The organism is Candidatus Pelagibacter ubique HIMB140, from assembly GCF_025558165.1.
Classification (GTDB): domain Bacteria; phylum Pseudomonadota; class Alphaproteobacteria; order Pelagibacterales; family Pelagibacteraceae; genus Pelagibacter; species Pelagibacter ubique_T.
In genome coordinates this window covers 216,337-232,681 of record NZ_LAMZ01000001.1, presented here as the reverse complement: position 1 = coordinate 232,681, position 16,345 = coordinate 216,337, and the positions used below count along the sequence as shown (strand labels likewise).

The following is a 16,345-nucleotide window of genomic DNA, read 5'->3' as shown; positions in this document are numbered from 1 at the left end:
ATGAGTTCTGAAATTTTAATTGTAGATGATAACAGTGATATAAGGAATATCATTAATGAGTTAATTTTGGATGCTGGTTATAAAACAAGACTTGCTGCTAATTATAATCAAGCATTATCTGAAATAGATAAAAAACTTCCAGATGTTGCAATTCTTGATGTTAAATTAGATAAGGGTGATAATGATGGAATAGAACTGTTATCACATATTAAATCAAAAGATAAAGATGTTCCTGTTATAATAATTTCAGGTCATGCAAACATTGAAATGGCTGTAAAATCTCTTCATGAAGGAGCTTTCGAATTCATTGAAAAACCTTTTGATCAGGAAAGATTGTTAAATTTTGTAAGAAGAGCAGTTGAGAATTATAATCTTAAAAAACAAAATAAAGAATATGAAACAAAATTGTTTTCATCATACGAATTAATAGGAAATAGTAAAAATATTTTAAACATCAATGATCAAATTAAAAAAATTTCAATTACAGAAAGTAGGGTATTTATTAATGGTCCTTCAGGATCTGGAAAAGAATTAATTGCAAGAAAAATTCATAAATTATCAAAAAGAAATAAAAATCCCTTTGTAGTTTTGAATGGAGCCTTATTAGACTCAAACAAATATGAACTTGAATTGTTCGGAGAAGAGAAGGATAATGGTTCTATATCTTATGGTGCATTAGAAAAAGCTAACAAAGGAACCTTATTGATAGATCAAGTTTCTGAAATACCTTTAGATATACAATCAAAAATTTTAAGAGTTTTAACTGATCAAAAGTTTAAAAGAGTTAATGGTTCAAACGACGTAAGTGTAAATGTTAGATTAATATGCTCCTCAAGTAAGGATTTGAAGAAAGAAATTGAAATAGGTAATTTTAGAGAAGATTTATTTCATAGACTTAATGTTTTTGAAATAAATGTTGAACCATTGAGTCAACGAATTTCAGATATTCCACTTTTAATTAAATACTTTTCAAAAAAAATATCTGAAAACTATAATATTAACCAATTAGAAATAGATGAAGACAATACCTATATTTTAAATCATGACTGGCATGGTAATGTGAGAGAATTAAGAAATTTAATTGAACGAATTGCAATTTTACAACCTGATACAAAGGAAAAAATTTCAAATATAATTAAAGAATCCTTAAAAAATATTAATTTCAATGAACAATTGGCTGAAAACAGCTTATCTGTGCCATTAAAAGAGGCTAGAGAAAAATTTGAAAAGGAGTATTTAACTATTCAATTGAAAAAATTTAATGGAAATATTTCGAAAACAGCTAATTTCGTAGGAATGGAAAGAAGTGCCTTACACCGAAAATTAAAAGGGCTAGGAATTAAAGAATTTAATTAAATGAATATAATAATTTGTGGCGCTGGTAGAGTAGGCTTCACTATAGCTAAACAGCTAAGTGAGCAAGGTCATTCCATTACCGTAATAGATCCTTCTAGCGAAGATATTCAAAAAATTGATGATGCACTTGATGTCAAAGCTATTGTTGGAAAAGGAAGTTATCCTTCAATACTTGAAAAAGCTAATGCACAAGAAGCTGATATGATTATTGCTGTAACTCGAAATGACGAAATTAATATGGTTATATGCCAAATTGCTTTTTCGATATTTAAAATTCCAAAAAAAATTGCAAGAATAAGATCACAAGATTATTTAAATCCTAAGTTTACAACAGTTTATAATAAAGAAAATTTACCTATAGATGTTATTATTTCACCAGAAATTGAAATTGCAAAATCAATCCAAAGGAAACTCGAAGCTCCTGGAGCATTAGATAGTGTTCCTTTTGCAGACAATAAAATCAGGTTATTAGAAATATTAATTAATGAAAATTGTAGTTTGATTAATATTAAACTAAGTGATCTCACAAAAAAATACCCCAATCTCAAAGCAAATGTAATAGGTGTAATAAGAGAGGATAAGTTTTTTATTCCAAAAAAAACCGATGAAATAAAAACCAATGATAAGATTTATGTGATTATAAATTCAATCCAAATGTCTGAAACAATGGAAGCATTTGGTCACAATGAAAAAGTTTCTAAAAAAATTCTTATAGTTGGTGGAGGTAATATTGGTTTTAATTTAGCCAAAAATATTGAAGAAAATTTAGATGCTGCAAGAGTAAAAATTATTGAAAAAAATAAAGATAGGGCTGAATTTCTTGCAAGTGAACTAAACAATACAATAGTTATCAATGGAGATGCGTTAGATGAGGAAGTTTTAGCTGAAGCAAACTTAGAAGAATCAGAGACTGTTCTAGCTCTTACAAATGATGATGAGGATAACTTAATGGTAAGTGTTTTAGTCGAAAAATTTGCAAAAGATGAAAAAGAAATTGATGACAAAAGAACAATGGCATTAATTAATAAGCCAAATTATTCATTATTACAGAACTCACTCAAAATTGACGATTTGATTGATCCTAGAATGAATACTGTTTCTAGTATTTTAAAACATATACACAAAGGAACAATTGAAACAGCATATACAATAATGAATGGGGAATATGAGGTTATAGAGGCTGAGATTATTGAGACATCCGAATTAATCAACAAGGAATTAAAAAATTCCAACCTTCCTGAGGAAATTCGAATAGGTGCTGTACTTAGAGATGCTAAAGTAATTATACCTAGATCTGACTTTGTATTTCAAAAAGATGATAAAGTAGTTTTTTTAGCTAAAAAAGACTCAATCTCAGTTGTTGAAAACATTTTTAGAATTAGCTCAATTTAATTAAATGCCAATGCTTCGGGTAAAATATTTAAGTTTTTTCTTTCTATTAATTTCAGCTTTTTCATTTTTAAATATTATCTACTCTTATTATTTCAACTTATACTTAAACTTAAATACATATTACTTTAGCTTAGTAATATCTGGTTTAATTAGTTTTTTGTTCTATAAAATTGATACCTCGAATAAAAAACCTACAATATTTGAAAAAATATTAACTGTGCTTTTGGGATACTTTGTTATGCCATTAGTATTATCCATACCATTTTATTTTAGTATTTATAATTTAACATTTTTAAATGCATTATTTGAAGCAGTCTCTGGTTTTACTTCAACTGGATTTACAATATTTGAAAATATAAAACATATTGATCAGGGTTTAGTAATATGGAGATCATCAATTCAATGGATAGGGGGTTTATACTTTTTATTTTCAATAATTTTTTTGATTGATATTTACGATGAAAGCTTAAAAAAATCTCTCACAAATTTTTTATCATTTAATACAACTGAAATTTTAAAACAAACAATTAAAATATTTATTTTATATTTAAGCTTAACTTTAGCTATTTTTATAATTCTTAATATATTTGGAATTAGATCATTTAATTCATTAAATTTAGCAATGACGATTATTTCATCAGGTGGTTTTTTACCTGTAAACGATCTCACAACTATACTTGTACAAAATTCACAGATAATAATTTTTTCTTTATTAATGCTAGTTTCTTTTTTTAGTATTTTCTTTGTATATAATTTAATATTTTTAAGAAAAAATATTAATTTTTTTCACGAGGATATTCACCTATTTTTATACTTAGTAATAACTATCGGAATATTTTTTATATTTTTTAGTTATGATAACACTTTTTCTTATAGTTTTTTATCTTTAGTGAGTAGTATTTCTAACATTGGAATTTCATTGAATGTTGAACAAACAAAACTTCAATTTTTGTATTTACTTTTGGTTATAATTGGAGGTTCATTTATTTCAACAAGTTCAGGATTAAGATTTTTAAAAATTTACTCTTTAACAAAATATTCTTTAAATCAAATACTTTCTTTTAGTAGACCCAAAAATGTTTTTATGAATAAGCTAGTATTTTCTAAAATTAATTTTGCAACTCAAGATATTAATAAGTATTTCCTTACAATTGTGATTTTTATAATTTCACTTTTTTCATTAACGATTTTTTTATCTTTGAGTGAGATCAATTTTGAATATTCATTTAAACTAGCAATATTAACATTAATGAATACCGTTAACTCTGCAGCTTACGGAATAAGTGATTTTGATTTCCAAAGTTTACATTTTATTACTAAATATATTCTTATTTTCTTTATGATTATTGGTAGAATTGAATTGTTATCTTTATTATTGATAGCTAAAAAATTTCTGTTTAAATATTAAATTTGTAATATATATGTATTTCAAATATTGCGCCCTTAGCTCAGCTGGATAGAGCATCGGTTTTCTAAACCGAGGGTCGTAGGTTCGAATCCTTCAGGGCGCGCCATTCTTTAGTCTTTTGACCATAATTTCCTCTTGAAGTAGTTTTTCTAAAGTGGTTTAATCCTGCAAATTCAAAATAAAGTTTTGAATTATTTGTTAACAAATAAAAATAACTAAAAAGGAAGAATAATGTTTAAATACTTAAAACAATTAACTTCTTTAGTAGCAATGGTTGCAGTGTTGTTTACTTTTACAACAGAAACTATGGCTGCTAAAAAATCTAAAACACTTAAAAACACTCAAAAGAAGGGTTTTGTAAGATGTGGAGTATCTCAAGGTCTTCCAGGATTTTCTAATGCTGATGCAGCAGGAAATTGGACTGGTATCGATGTTGATGTATGTAGAGCGGTAGCTGCTGCAGTATTAGGTGATGCAAACAAAGTTAAGTTTACACCATTAAGTGCTAAAGAAAGATTTACAGCTTTAACTTCTGGTGAGATTGATATCTTATCAAGAAACACAACTTGGACTCTTTCAAGAGATGCGGATATCGGACTAACTTTCGTTGGAGTAAACTTCTACGATGGTCAAGGTTTCATGGTTAGAAAAAGTTCTGGTATTACTTCAACAAGCCAATTCAAAGATGGTATCTCAGCTTGTACAAACATTGGTACAACAACTGAGTTAAACATGAGAGACTTCTTTAATTCTAAAGGAATTTCTTATGAGCCAGTTGCTTTTGAAAAAGCTGACGAAGTCGTAGCTGCTTATGATGCAGGTAGATGTGATACTTACACTACTGATAAATCAGGTCTTGCCGCACAAAGAACTAAAATGACTAACCCAGATGATCACATTGTATTACCTGAAACTGTTTCTAAAGAGCCTTTAGGACCAGTTGTTAGACAAGGTGACTCAGTATGGGAAGATATCGTTAGATGGTCTTTAAATGCTATGATCGAAGCTGAGGAGTATGGAATTACTTCAGCTAATGCAGATATGATGAAATCTTCAGACAATCCAGCTGTTAAAAGATTAGTTGGTGCTGAAGGTGAATTAGGTGCTGCTTTTGGTCTAGATAATGAGTGGAGCTTAAGAATTATCAAGCAAGTTGGTAATTACGGTGAAAGCTACAAAAGAAATATAGCTGACACTGGAATTTTACCAGACAGAGGTCCAAATGAATTATGGACTAAAGGTGGAATTCTTTACGTACCACCTGCAAGATAATTGCATATTTAACTAATTAAAAAGGGCTAGATTTTTCTAGCCCTTTTTTTTATAAGCTCTTAAATGAACTTCAAATTACAAAAAATAGTTCCCCAGTTAGTTACAGTTTTAGCAGTTATACTAGTTTTTGGTTTCTTTAGCTATAACGCCCAAGTCAATATGGAAAATAGAGGTATTGATTTTGGATATGGTTTTTTATCTCAAGAATCTTCATTTGATGTTCAATTTTCTTTAATTGAATATGACGGATCACATTCTTATTTTAGAGCTTACTTAGTTGGATTATTAAATACTATTTTAGTTTCTGTAATTGGGATTATATTTGCAACAATGCTTGGAGTAATTGTTGGGGTTGCTAGACTTTCTCCAAACTACCTTATTAATAAATTTGCAGCATTTTATGTAGAATTTTTCAGAAATATTCCATTACTTTTACAAATATTTTTTTGGTATTTTGCTGCTTTAAGAGCATTACCACTACCTCAAGATGCCGATGCAATGTTTGGTGTTTTCTTTTTAACTATTAAAGGCCTGTATGTTCCGGCTTTTGTTTGGGAAAACTTTAATGTTTTCTTTTATTCAATAGTTGCAGCAATAATTGCTATTGTAGTTATCAGAATTCATGCGAGAAAAGTTCAAGAAACGCAAGGTAAACAGTTACCAGTTTTATGGATATCTATAGCATTAATTTTTATATTACCTTTATTAGGTTTTGTTATTGGTGGGGTAAGTCTATCGTTTGAAATTCCAAAATTAAAACAACTTGCAACAACATCGTTTATTTATGAAGGTGGCGTAAGTTTACCTCCTGAATTAATAGCATTAACTTTATCTTTAGCATTATATACAGCAACTTTTATTGCAGAGTGTGTAAGAGCTGGAATTCAAGGTGTTGGAAAAGGACAAAAGGAAGCCGCTGCATCGATTGGTTTAAACCCAAATCAAGTTTTAAAATTAGTAGTAATGCCTCAAGCTTTAAGAATTATAATCCCACCTACTACTAACCAATATTTAAATTTAACTAAAAATTCATCATTAGCAGCTGCAATTGCTTATCCAGATTTAGTTTTAGTATTTGCAGGTACAGCTTTAATGCAAACAGGAAAAGCTATTGAAATCGTTTCTATTACAATGCTTACTTACTTAAGTTTGAGCATATCAATTTCTATATTGATGAATTGGTACAATAAAAAAATTGCTATTAAGGAAAAATAAATGTCAAAAATTAATTTTTTAAGACCAGATAAAGAAAATTTAAATACATTTCTGTATTTAGGTTCTTTGTTGTTTTTTATTAGTGTTTTAGATGTATTTTTGAATTCTTTTTTTAATGTTAATATTACGGGTTTCTTACCAACTTTGTTTAGTTTTCTGATACCTTTAGTGATTGGATTTATAGGTCTTCATTTTATTAGGATTGAACATAGCGGTTATAAATTTTTAGATAGTTTAAACAAAAATATTAATACCAATAGTTTTAATGCTGTTCTTTCATTGTTAATTATTTTTGTAATCATTAAAGCGACACCACCAATACTAAGTTGGTTTTTTGTTGATGCTAGTTTTGCAGGAGATAGTAAAGATGTTTGCTCGGGATCTGGTGCATGCTGGACATATATCAAAGTTTGGTTTAACAGATTTATGTATGGAATGTATCCAAATGCTGAGCAATGGAGAATAAATTTATCTTTTATTTCTTTAGCTTTACTTGGATCAGTTGGATATTTTGCGACAGAGAAATTTAAAAAGTATTTAACTTTATACTATGTAGTTATTTATCCCTTTATAGCTTTCTTATTTATTTTCTTTTTTATATCAGGTGGGCCGGTGTTTTTTGATTTCTCTTACGGTATAATTGCTGCGGTTGTTTCAATCATTCTTGGATTTTTTATTCCAAGCAGATTTAAATTTTATTATTTTTTAATTGTTCCATTGACCATCTATATAGTTCTTAAATACTTTGTTTTTTATGAGGAGTTAATAGAGCTTGGTAAACTTGATGGTTTAAATTGGGTTGAAACTGGTGCATGGGGAGGATTATCTCTAACATTTATCATCTCATTCTTTTGTTTAATTTTCTGTTTTCCTATAGGAATGGCTTTTGCACTTGGAAGAAGATCTGAATTACCGTTGATTAGATATATATCAGTAGGCTTTATTGAATTTTGGAGAGGTGTACCCTTAATCACAGTTCTATTTATGTCTGCTGTAATGTTTCCAATGTTTTTACCGGAAGATTTTTTCATAGACAAATTAGTTAGAGCAATTATTGCTATTTCATTATTTGAAGCTGCATATGTTGCAGAAGTTATAAGAGGGGGCTTACAAGCTTTACCAAGAGGTCAATACGAGGCAGCAAAATCACTAGGTATGGGATATTGGAAGATGCACATATTTGTGATTTTACCTCAAGCACTTAAATTAGTAATTCCAGGTATTGCTAATACCTTCTTAGCTTTAGTAAAAGATACACCTTTAATATTTGTCGTTGGATTATTAGAGATAGTTGGAATGTTAAATTTAGCAAAAACTAATCCAGAATGGTTAGGATTTGCAATGGAAGGCTACGTATTTGCAGCAATAATTTTCTGGATTATTTGTTATGCAATGAGTAAGTATAGCTATAATCTAGAACAAAAATATAAAACAGAGCGATAATTATGTCTGACAGTATTATTCAAATTAAAAATGTAAATAAATGGTTTGGAGATTTCCAAGTATTAAAAGACATAAATTTAGAAGTTAAACCAAAAGAAAAAATTGTAGTTTGTGGACCATCTGGTTCTGGTAAATCTACATTAATTAGATGCATAAACAGATTAGAAGAGCACCAGCAAGGAGATATTATTGTTGATGGTAATACTTTAACTGAAGATACAAAAAATATAGAACAAATTAGAGCTGAAGTTGGAATGGTATTCCAGCAATTTAACTTATTCCCACATTTATCTATTGTAGATAACTGTACGCTTGCTCCAATTTGGGTAAAAAAAATGCCTAAAAAAGAAGCTGAAGAATTAGCACTAAAACATTTAGAAAGAGTTCAAATTCTTGATCAAGCTCAGAAATTTCCAGGTCAATTATCAGGTGGTCAGCAACAAAGAGTTGCAATTGCGAGAGCACTATGCATGGAACCAAAGATAATGTTATTTGATGAGCCAACATCCGCACTTGATCCTGAAATGATTAAAGAAGTTCTTGATGTAATGGTTGATTTAGCCAATCAAGGTATGACGATGATCGTTGTTACACACGAGATGGGCTTTGCTAAAGAAGTTGCAGATAAAATGATCTTTATGGATGAGGGCATGATAGTAGAGAAAGCTGATACAAAAGAGTTTTTTGCCAATCCAAAGAGTGATCGTACTAAGCTTTTTTTAAGCCAAATTTTGTAAAATTTTTTTAAATTCCAATCTTAACAATTGCTTGACAAGTTTTCAGTTTTTATGTGTTTTTTTGAAAAATAAATAAATTTTTCTATTGCAGTAGTTGAAATAAATTTGTTCAATAGACTTTTAAAATTTAATTAAGAGGGGTCTTAATGGAAGATAATTTCAACAAACATTTAGGGAACAAGCTTAAGTTAAGAAGATTGGCTTTAGGTTTAACCCAAACAAAAGTAGCAAAAGCAATTAACGTAACATTTCAACAAATTCAAAAATATGAAAAAGGAACCAACGGAGTAAGTTCAATAAGATTACTTCAACTTTCAAATTATTTAAAAGTGCCGATCAATTATTTCTTCGAAGATTTTTCAGAATATTTAGTTAATTTAGAAAAATCACAAGAAGGACATATGAATGTTAATTATAATTTTTTAGCAAAAGTTTATTCAGAACTTAATGCTGATCAAAAATTAAAATTTAACAAAACACTACAAATTTCAGGATCTAATATTTCCAAAGCAGTTTAATAATAACCAAAATGGGACCCCTTTGGTTATTTGTTTATTCTTAATATTTTAGATTAATTTTTTTTTGGCTCCTCGGGCAGGACTCGAACCTGCGACCAATTGATTAACAGTCAACTGCTCTACCAACTGAGCTACCGAGGAATGTAAAAATCACAACTTACTTTTTTTTAAAACTAAAACAAGAATTTTTTTGGAGGCAACGCCCGGAATCGAACCGGGATACAAGGATTTGCAATCCTCTGCGTAACCATTCCGCCACGTTGCCTTCTTGTTTTAGACGAATAGCTTCAGGCCTTTTTATATTAAATTTTTTATATTAGTCTATTAAATAACGTTCCAAATTGATTATTGTTAAATAAGATTATTAAATTATAAACTTTAAAATCAATGAGTAACGATAAATATATCCATTCTGAAGTTGAAAATAAGATTTATTCATATTGGGAAAAAAATGAATTATTTAAACCAAAAGAAAATTCTAAAAAATTTTCAATAGTAATTCCTCCACCAAATGTAACTGGAAGTCTTCATATGGGTCATGCATTAAATAATTCTATTCAGGATTTATTAGTTCGTTATCACCGGATGAATAACTATGAAACTTTATGGCAACCAGGAACAGACCACGCTGGTATTGCAACGCAAGCATTGGTAGAGAAAAAACTCACTTCAGAAAAAATAGATAAGAATGAGATTGGGAGAGATAAATTTATTGAAAAAGTTTGGGAGTGGAAAGAGCAATATGGTGACATAATAATTAATCAATTAAAAAAACTTGGTTGTTCTTGTGACTGGTCAAGAAATGCATTCACAATGGATGAAAACTTATCTAAATCAGTTATTAAGGTTTTTGTAGAACTTTATAATAAAGGTTTAATTTACAAAGATAAGAAATTAGTTAACTGGGATACTGTTCTTAAGACAGCTATTTCAGATTTAGAAGTAGATCAAAGAGAGGTAAATTCAAAAATTTACTACATTAAATATCCTATAGATGGAACCAGTGAATTTATAACTATAGCAACTACAAGACCTGAAACAATGTTTGGTGATACAGCTATAGCTGTTAATCCAAAAGATGAAAGGTTTAAATCATTCGTTGGTAAAACAGTAACAATACCAATTGTTGGTAGAAACATAAAAATTATAGAAGATGATTATGCTGATCCTGAACAAGGTACAGGTGCATTGAAAATAACTCCTGCACATGATTTTAATGATTATGATGTTGGTCAAAGAAACAACCTTGAAATCATAAATATTTTTACTGAAGAAGGCAAGATAAATGAAAATGCACCTGAACACTATAAAGGTCTTGATAGATTTGAAGCTAGAAAAAGAATTTTAAAAGAACTCAAAGAAAAAGAATTTTTTGTAAAAGAAGAAAATATAAAAAATAAAGTTCCATATGGAGATAGATCTAATTCTATAATTGAACCTTTTCTTACAGAACAATGGTTTGCTGATGCTGGTAAATTATCTGTTAAAGCTAAAGAAGTTGTTAATTTAAAAAAAACAAATTTCTTTCCTGAAAATTGGTCAAAGACATATTTTCAATGGATGAATAATATCGAGCCTTGGTGTATCTCTAGACAGTTGTGGTGGGGACATCAAATACCAGCATGGTACGGGCCAGATAATAAAATTTTTGTAGCTATAAATGAAGAAGAAGCAAAATCACAAGCAAAAAAATATTACAAAAAAGAGGTAGAATTAAATAGAGATCCTGATGTTTTGGATACTTGGTTTTCATCTGGCTTATGGCCTTTTGCTACTTTAGGGTGGCCAAAAGATGATGATTATTTAAAGAAATTTTATCCAACCTCAGTATTGGTAACTGGTTTTGATATTATCTTTTTCTGGGTTGCTAGAATGATAATGTTTGGAACAGAGTTTTTAGATAAAGAACCGTTTAAAGATATATATGTTCACGCACTTGTAAGAGATGAAAAAGGACAGAAAATGTCTAAATCAAAAGGAAACGTAATTGATCCTTTGGACTTAATTGAAAAATATAGTGCTGATGCATTGAGATTTACCTTGCTTTCAATGGCTTCACCTGGAACAGATGTAAAATTATCAGAAGATAGAGTTAAAGGTTATAGAAATTTTCTAAATAAATTGTGGAATGCTAATAACTTTTTAATAACAAACGAATGTGATTTTAAAGATATTGATGATTTACCTAATTTAAACGTAAATATTAATAAGTGGATATATTCAGAGCTAATAGAGACAAAGAATAAAATTCAAAAAAATCTTGAGGATTATAGATTTGATGAAGCTGCAAAAAACGCTTATCAGTTTGCATGGCATTCGTATTGTGATTGGTATCTAGAGTTATCTAAAACTATCTTATTTTCAGATGATAATGATGCAAAAGCTGAGGTTAAAAAAGTATCATCTTATGTATTCAAACAAATATTAATCTTACTTCATCCATTTATTCCGTTTGTAACAGAGGAAATATGGCTAAAAGACCAATTTGATAAGAATGGTAGTGATTATTTAATGCATAAAAATTGGGTAATTGGAGAGACTAAGAAAGATGATAGCACTGAGCAGGTAGAAAATATCATTAATATTATTTCAGGGCTTAGATCCTTTAAAAATGAGCTTAATGTTAGCCCAGGGTCATTTATTGATGTTTCAGTTAAAGGTATTAACGATAATCAAAAAGAATTTATTAACAAAAATGAGGTTATTTTAAAAAAACTTGGAAGAATAAATAACATACTTGATGATGATTTAGAAAAACCTGCTGCAACAATGGTTGTCTCGGGTGACTTATTTAAAATTTATTTTGATAAAGATGTGGATTTAAAACTAATCAAAGAAAATTTAACAACTAAACAAATTAAATTAGAACAGGAAATGAATAAAATTTCTCAAAGATTAGAGAATAAAAGTTTTATAGATCGTGCACCAAAAGAGATTGTTGAACAAGAAAAAACTAATTATAATAATTTAAAGAATGATATTGAAAAAATATCAGTAACAATAAAGGGTATATAATGGCAAAATTTAATAAAAAGAAACTTCCAAGTAGACATACATCATTAGGACCAGATAGAGCACCACATAGATCTTTTTACTATGCAATGGGTGAAACCGAAAAAGATGTAGCAAAACCTTTTGTTGGAGTAGTTTCAACTTGGAATGAAGCGGCGCCTTGTAACATTGCTTTAATGAGACAAGCACAATCTGTTAAAAAAGGTGTCAGAGCAAATGGTGGAACTCCAAGAGAATTTTGTACAATTACTGTTACTGATGGGATTGCAATGGGTCATGAAGGAATGAAATCTTCATTAATATCAAGAGAAGTTATTGCAGACTCTGCAGAACTTACTGTTAGAGGACATTGTTACGATGCATTAGTTGGTATTGCTGGTTGTGATAAATCTTTACCAGGTTTAATGATGTCAATGGTTAGACTTAATGTACCAAGTGTATTTATTTATGGTGGATCTATTCTTCCAGGAACTTACAAAGGAAAAGATGTAACTGTAGTAGATGTATTTGAAGCCGTCGGAAAACATTCATCAGGTCAAATGTCTGCAGCAGAACTTAGAAAATTGGAATTAGTTGCTTGTCCGAGTGCAGGTGCTTGTGGAGGGCAATTTACTGCAAATACAATGGCATGTGTATCAGAAGCAATTGGTTTAGCATTACCTTATTCTGCAGGAACTCCAGCTCCTTATGAGGAAAGAGATAAGTACGCAAAAGAAAGCGGTAAAATGGTTATGAACCTTTTGCAAAAAAAAATTAAACCAAGAGATATTGTAACAAGAAAAGCTTTAGAAAATGCTGCAACTATTGTTGCTGCAACAGGTGGATCTACAAATGCAGGTCTTCATTTACCAGCTATTGCTAATGAAGCAGGAATTAAATTTGATTTAATGGATGTTGCTAAAATATTTAAAAGAACCCCTTATCTTGCAGATTTAAAACCAGGTGGAAAATATGTTGCTAAAGATATGTGGTTAGCAGGTGGTGTACCAATGTTATTAAAAACTTTATACGAAGGTGGATATATTCATGGTGATTGTATGACAGTTACAGGTAAAACTATGAAAGAAAATCTAAAATATATTAAGTTTAATCCTAAACAAAAAGTAATGAGATCTTACAAAGATCCATTGTCACCAACAGGTGGTGTTGTTGGATTAAAAGGAAACTTAGCTCCAGAGGGAGCAATTGTTAAAGTTGCAGGACTTAAGAAATTACAATTTACTGGAATAGCAAGATGCTTTGATAATGAAGAAAGCGCTATGAAAGCTGTTCAAAGTAGAAAGTATAATGATGGCGATGTTATTATAATTAGATACGAAGGACCAGTTGGTGGTCCAGGTATGAGAGAAATGCTATCTACAACTGGTGCAATTTATGGTCAGGGAAAAGGGGAGAAAGTAGCCCTTATAACTGATGGAAGGTTCTCTGGCGCTACAAGAGGCTTTTGTGTGGGTCATGTGGGCCCTGAGGCCGCTCTAGGGGGTCCTATAGGTCTATTAAAGAACGGAGATATCATAGATATTGACGCTAAAAAAGGAACTATCAATGTAAGACTTTCTAAAAAAGAATTAACATCAAGAAGAAGAAAATGGAAAGCTAAAAAATCTGACTTTGGATCAGGAACTTTGTGGAAATATGCGCAAACTGTTGGACCAGCATATTTAGGTGCTCCAACTCATCCAGGTAAGAAAAAGGAAGTTAAAGACTACTCAGAGATTTAATGAAAATAAGACCAGTTATTTTATGTGGCGGTGCTGGTACTCGTCTTTGGCCAAATTCTAAAAATCATCAAGCTAAACAGTTTATTGATTTTGGTAATTGGACTTTACTTGGAAAAACCTTAGAGAGAACAAAAGCATCAATTTATGATGCGCCTATAATAAGTACGAACAAAAAATATCTAAGTAAAGTTAAGCAACATTTAAGAAAAAATAAAATTAATAAATACAAAATTGTTGTAGAGCCAGCTAAAAGAAATACAGCCCCAGCTATTTTAAGCACAGCTTTAATAAAAGATATTCCTGATAATCAGCCACTTATGTTTTTTACAGCTGATCATCTGATTGAGAAAATGAGCATTTTTAACAAAGCTATCAATAAAAATAAGTCCAATCTTAATGAAAATAATATATTTGTGTTTGGTATTAAACCAAAATCTCCAACAAGTGATTATGGTTATTTCTTAACCAAAAAAATTAAAGGAAACATAAATAAAGTAATTAGATTTATTGAAAAACCTAAAGAAGCAAAAGCAAAAGAAATCATTCGAAAAAGTGGATATTGGAACTCAGGAATGTTTTATCTTAGAAAAGATTCAATCATCAATAATTTTAAAAAATATAACCCAACTATATATAGAAATTGTGTAACAGCAGTTAATAAGGCAAAATATAAATCAAATATTTATCATTTAAATAAAGCCTCATTTATAAAAGCAACTGCTAAATCTTTTGATTATGCAATCCTTGAAAAAACAAAAGAAATTAATGCAATTAAATTAGACATACCTTGGTCAGATCTTGGAAGCTGGAAAGAAATTTTAAAAATGTATGACAAAAATAAAAACAAATACATTAAGAAGAAAAATGTTTATTACAGACCATGGGGTAGATACACAAACCTATTTGAAGGTAAAGAGTTTTTAATTAAAGAACTTTATGTAAAACCAAAAGGCATTTTAAGTTTGCAAAAACATCATCACCGTGCTGAACATTGGTTGGTTACTCAAGGAAATGCTAAAATAACGCTTAATAAAGATATAATTACTAAAAAACCTGGAGAGCATATATTTATTCCATTAGAAGCAATTCACAGAGTTCAAAATCCTGGAAAAAAACCAGTTAAGATTGTTGAAGCTCAAGTAGGTTCAATTTTAAAAGAAACTGACATTGTAAGATTTCAAGACGTTTACGGTAGAGTAAAATAAATAAATAATGGACACCACAGTCTTTTTTGTAATTTTATTGGCAACTATTATGCATGCCATTTGGAATGCAATGGTTAAACATCATCCAGATAAGGCTATAGCGGTTCTAGCTATTGTTTTAGGTCATATACCTTTAGCTTTAATTTGTATCTTTTATTTTCCTTTACCCGGAAAAGAGTCACTTCCATATATAATAGCCAGCGTATTAGCTCATCAAGGTTATCAATGGTATATGCTTAATTCTTACAAGGTAGGGGATTACACTAATGTCTATCCAATATTTAGAGGCTTTGGTCCTTTATTAGCTACATTAATCTCCATAATATTTCTTGGTGTTGTATTTAAAATAGCAACTCTAGTTTCAATATTATTGATTTGTGCAGGAATAATGTTTCTTGGGTTATTTGGTTCTAAAAACCAAAATCAAATTGAGATCATTAAATACTCACTACTTACTGGATCATTTATAGGGCTTTATTCATTGATAGATGGATATGGTGCAAGAGTAAGTACATCAGCAATGTCCTATATTAGTTTTTCCTTTTTATTTAGTGCTTTAGTTTTTCCTATCATTTTAAAACTTAACAAACATGAGAATATTTTTTTAAAGGTTTTTAAAGATGCCAAAATGATATTTTGGGTAGGAGGATCTATATCTTTTATTATCTATGTAATCGTTGTTTGGGGTTTCACAAAAGCTCCAATTCCTCTAGTTGCAGCTCTAAGAGAAACAAGTATTTTTTTCTCAATATTTATTGGTTATTTCTTCTTAAAAGAAACTATCAATCTTAAAAAAATAATCTCTATTTTGCTTATAGTTATTGGGGTGATTGGTATTAAGCTATTTTAAATATAGTTGAATAATTTAAGAATAATTATTGTATTCAAAAGCAACAACATTATTGGAACAATGGTTCTTATTAGTTCCATAATATGATTTACTCTATCAAGTTTTCTCTCCAATTTTCTAATTGGACTCATGTTATTCCATTCTTTTTTAGTAAATCCGTATTTATTTTGATTGTTTTTCATGACAAAAAAATGTTTTAACGATTTTTTACAAAAA

General features: G+C 29.4%; 13 protein-coding genes and 3 tRNA genes. 13 read left to right on the top strand and 3 right to left on the bottom strand.

Annotated elements, in window-relative coordinates:
• The 9 genes from VP90_RS01375 to VP90_RS01335 all read left to right on the top strand — a co-directional run bounded on the left by VP90_RS01375 (position 1) and on the right by VP90_RS01335 (position 9,341).
• Positions 1-1,356 carry a sigma-54-dependent transcriptional regulator gene (locus VP90_RS01375; RefSeq protein ID WP_262589258.1) on the top strand — a complete coding sequence of 452 codons (1,356 nt, stop codon included), beginning with the start codon at positions 1-3 and terminating at the stop codon, positions 1,354-1,356.
• Positions 1,357-2,748 (top strand): Trk system potassium transporter TrkA, encoded by a 1,392-nt coding sequence (gene trkA / locus VP90_RS01370; protein ID WP_262589257.1) that lies wholly within the window; start codon positions 1,357-1,359, stop codon positions 2,746-2,748.
• A gap of 4 nt (positions 2,749-2,752) precedes the next feature.
• Complete coding sequence (locus VP90_RS01365; protein WP_262589256.1) at positions 2,753-4,156, top strand: potassium transporter TrkG; 1,404 nt, start codon at positions 2,753-2,755, stop codon at positions 4,154-4,156.
• 29 nt (positions 4,157-4,185) lie between these two features.
• A tRNA-Arg gene (locus tag VP90_RS01360) sits at positions 4,186-4,262 on the top strand.
• A 125-nt stretch (positions 4,263-4,387) separates the two neighbouring features.
• Positions 4,388-5,428 (top strand): amino acid ABC transporter substrate-binding protein, encoded by a 1,041-nt coding sequence (locus tag VP90_RS01355; protein ID WP_262589255.1) that lies wholly within the window; start codon positions 4,388-4,390, stop codon positions 5,426-5,428.
• A 63-nt stretch (positions 5,429-5,491) separates the two neighbouring features.
• Positions 5,492-6,643: an amino acid ABC transporter permease gene (locus VP90_RS01350; RefSeq protein WP_262589254.1), complete on the top strand. Its 1,152-nt coding sequence runs from the start codon at positions 5,492-5,494 to the stop codon at positions 6,641-6,643.
• Positions 6,644-8,086, top strand: a complete 1,443-nt coding sequence (locus VP90_RS01345; protein WP_262589253.1) for an amino acid ABC transporter permease — start codon at positions 6,644-6,646, stop codon at positions 8,084-8,086.
• 2 nt (positions 8,087-8,088) lie between these two features.
• Positions 8,089-8,823, top strand: a complete 735-nt coding sequence (locus tag VP90_RS01340; RefSeq protein WP_316963573.1) for an amino acid ABC transporter ATP-binding protein — start codon at positions 8,089-8,091, stop codon at positions 8,821-8,823.
• A gap of 146 nt (positions 8,824-8,969) precedes the next feature.
• On the top strand, positions 8,970-9,341 hold the full coding sequence (locus VP90_RS01335) for a helix-turn-helix domain-containing protein (RefSeq protein WP_262589252.1): 372 nt from the start codon (positions 8,970-8,972) through the stop codon (positions 9,339-9,341).
• A 65-nt stretch (positions 9,342-9,406) separates the two neighbouring features.
• Here the strand turns inward: VP90_RS01335 and VP90_RS01330 are convergent.
• Both VP90_RS01330 and VP90_RS01325 read right to left on the bottom strand, forming a co-directional pair.
• Positions 9,407-9,482, bottom strand: a tRNA-Asn gene (locus VP90_RS01330).
• 50 nt (positions 9,483-9,532) lie between these two features.
• Positions 9,533-9,606: transfer RNA gene (locus tag VP90_RS01325), tRNA-Cys, on the bottom strand.
• A 122-nt stretch (positions 9,607-9,728) separates the two neighbouring features.
• Between VP90_RS01325 and VP90_RS01320 the strand changes: the two genes are divergently transcribed.
• From VP90_RS01320 to VP90_RS01305, 4 genes are read left to right on the top strand one after another with little or no spacing between them, the layout of a single operon-like run.
• Positions 9,729-12,356, top strand: a complete 2,628-nt coding sequence (locus VP90_RS01320; protein WP_262589251.1) for a valine--tRNA ligase — start codon at positions 9,729-9,731, stop codon at positions 12,354-12,356.
• A complete protein-coding gene (ilvD, locus tag VP90_RS01315) occupies positions 12,356-14,074 on the top strand; it encodes a dihydroxy-acid dehydratase (RefSeq protein WP_262589250.1) in 1,719 nt (572 codons plus the stop codon). Before VP90_RS01320 ends, ilvD begins: the two co-directional genes overlap by 1 nt.
• A complete protein-coding gene (locus tag VP90_RS01310; protein ID WP_262589249.1) occupies positions 14,074-15,279 on the top strand; it encodes a sugar phosphate nucleotidyltransferase in 1,206 nt (401 codons plus the stop codon). Before ilvD ends, VP90_RS01310 begins: the two co-directional genes overlap by 1 nt.
• Positions 15,280-15,286: 7 nt before the next feature.
• Entirely contained in the window at positions 15,287-16,129 is an 843-nt protein-coding gene (locus tag VP90_RS01305) for an EamA family transporter (protein WP_262589248.1), read from the top strand.
• Here the strand turns inward: VP90_RS01305 and VP90_RS01300 are convergent.
• Positions 16,126-16,311 (bottom strand): hypothetical protein, encoded by a 186-nt coding sequence (locus tag VP90_RS01300; RefSeq protein WP_262589247.1) that lies wholly within the window; start codon positions 16,309-16,311, stop codon positions 16,126-16,128. The two genes, VP90_RS01305 and VP90_RS01300, sit on opposite strands and share 4 nt — an antisense overlap.
• Positions 16,312-16,345 lie beyond the last annotated feature (34 nt).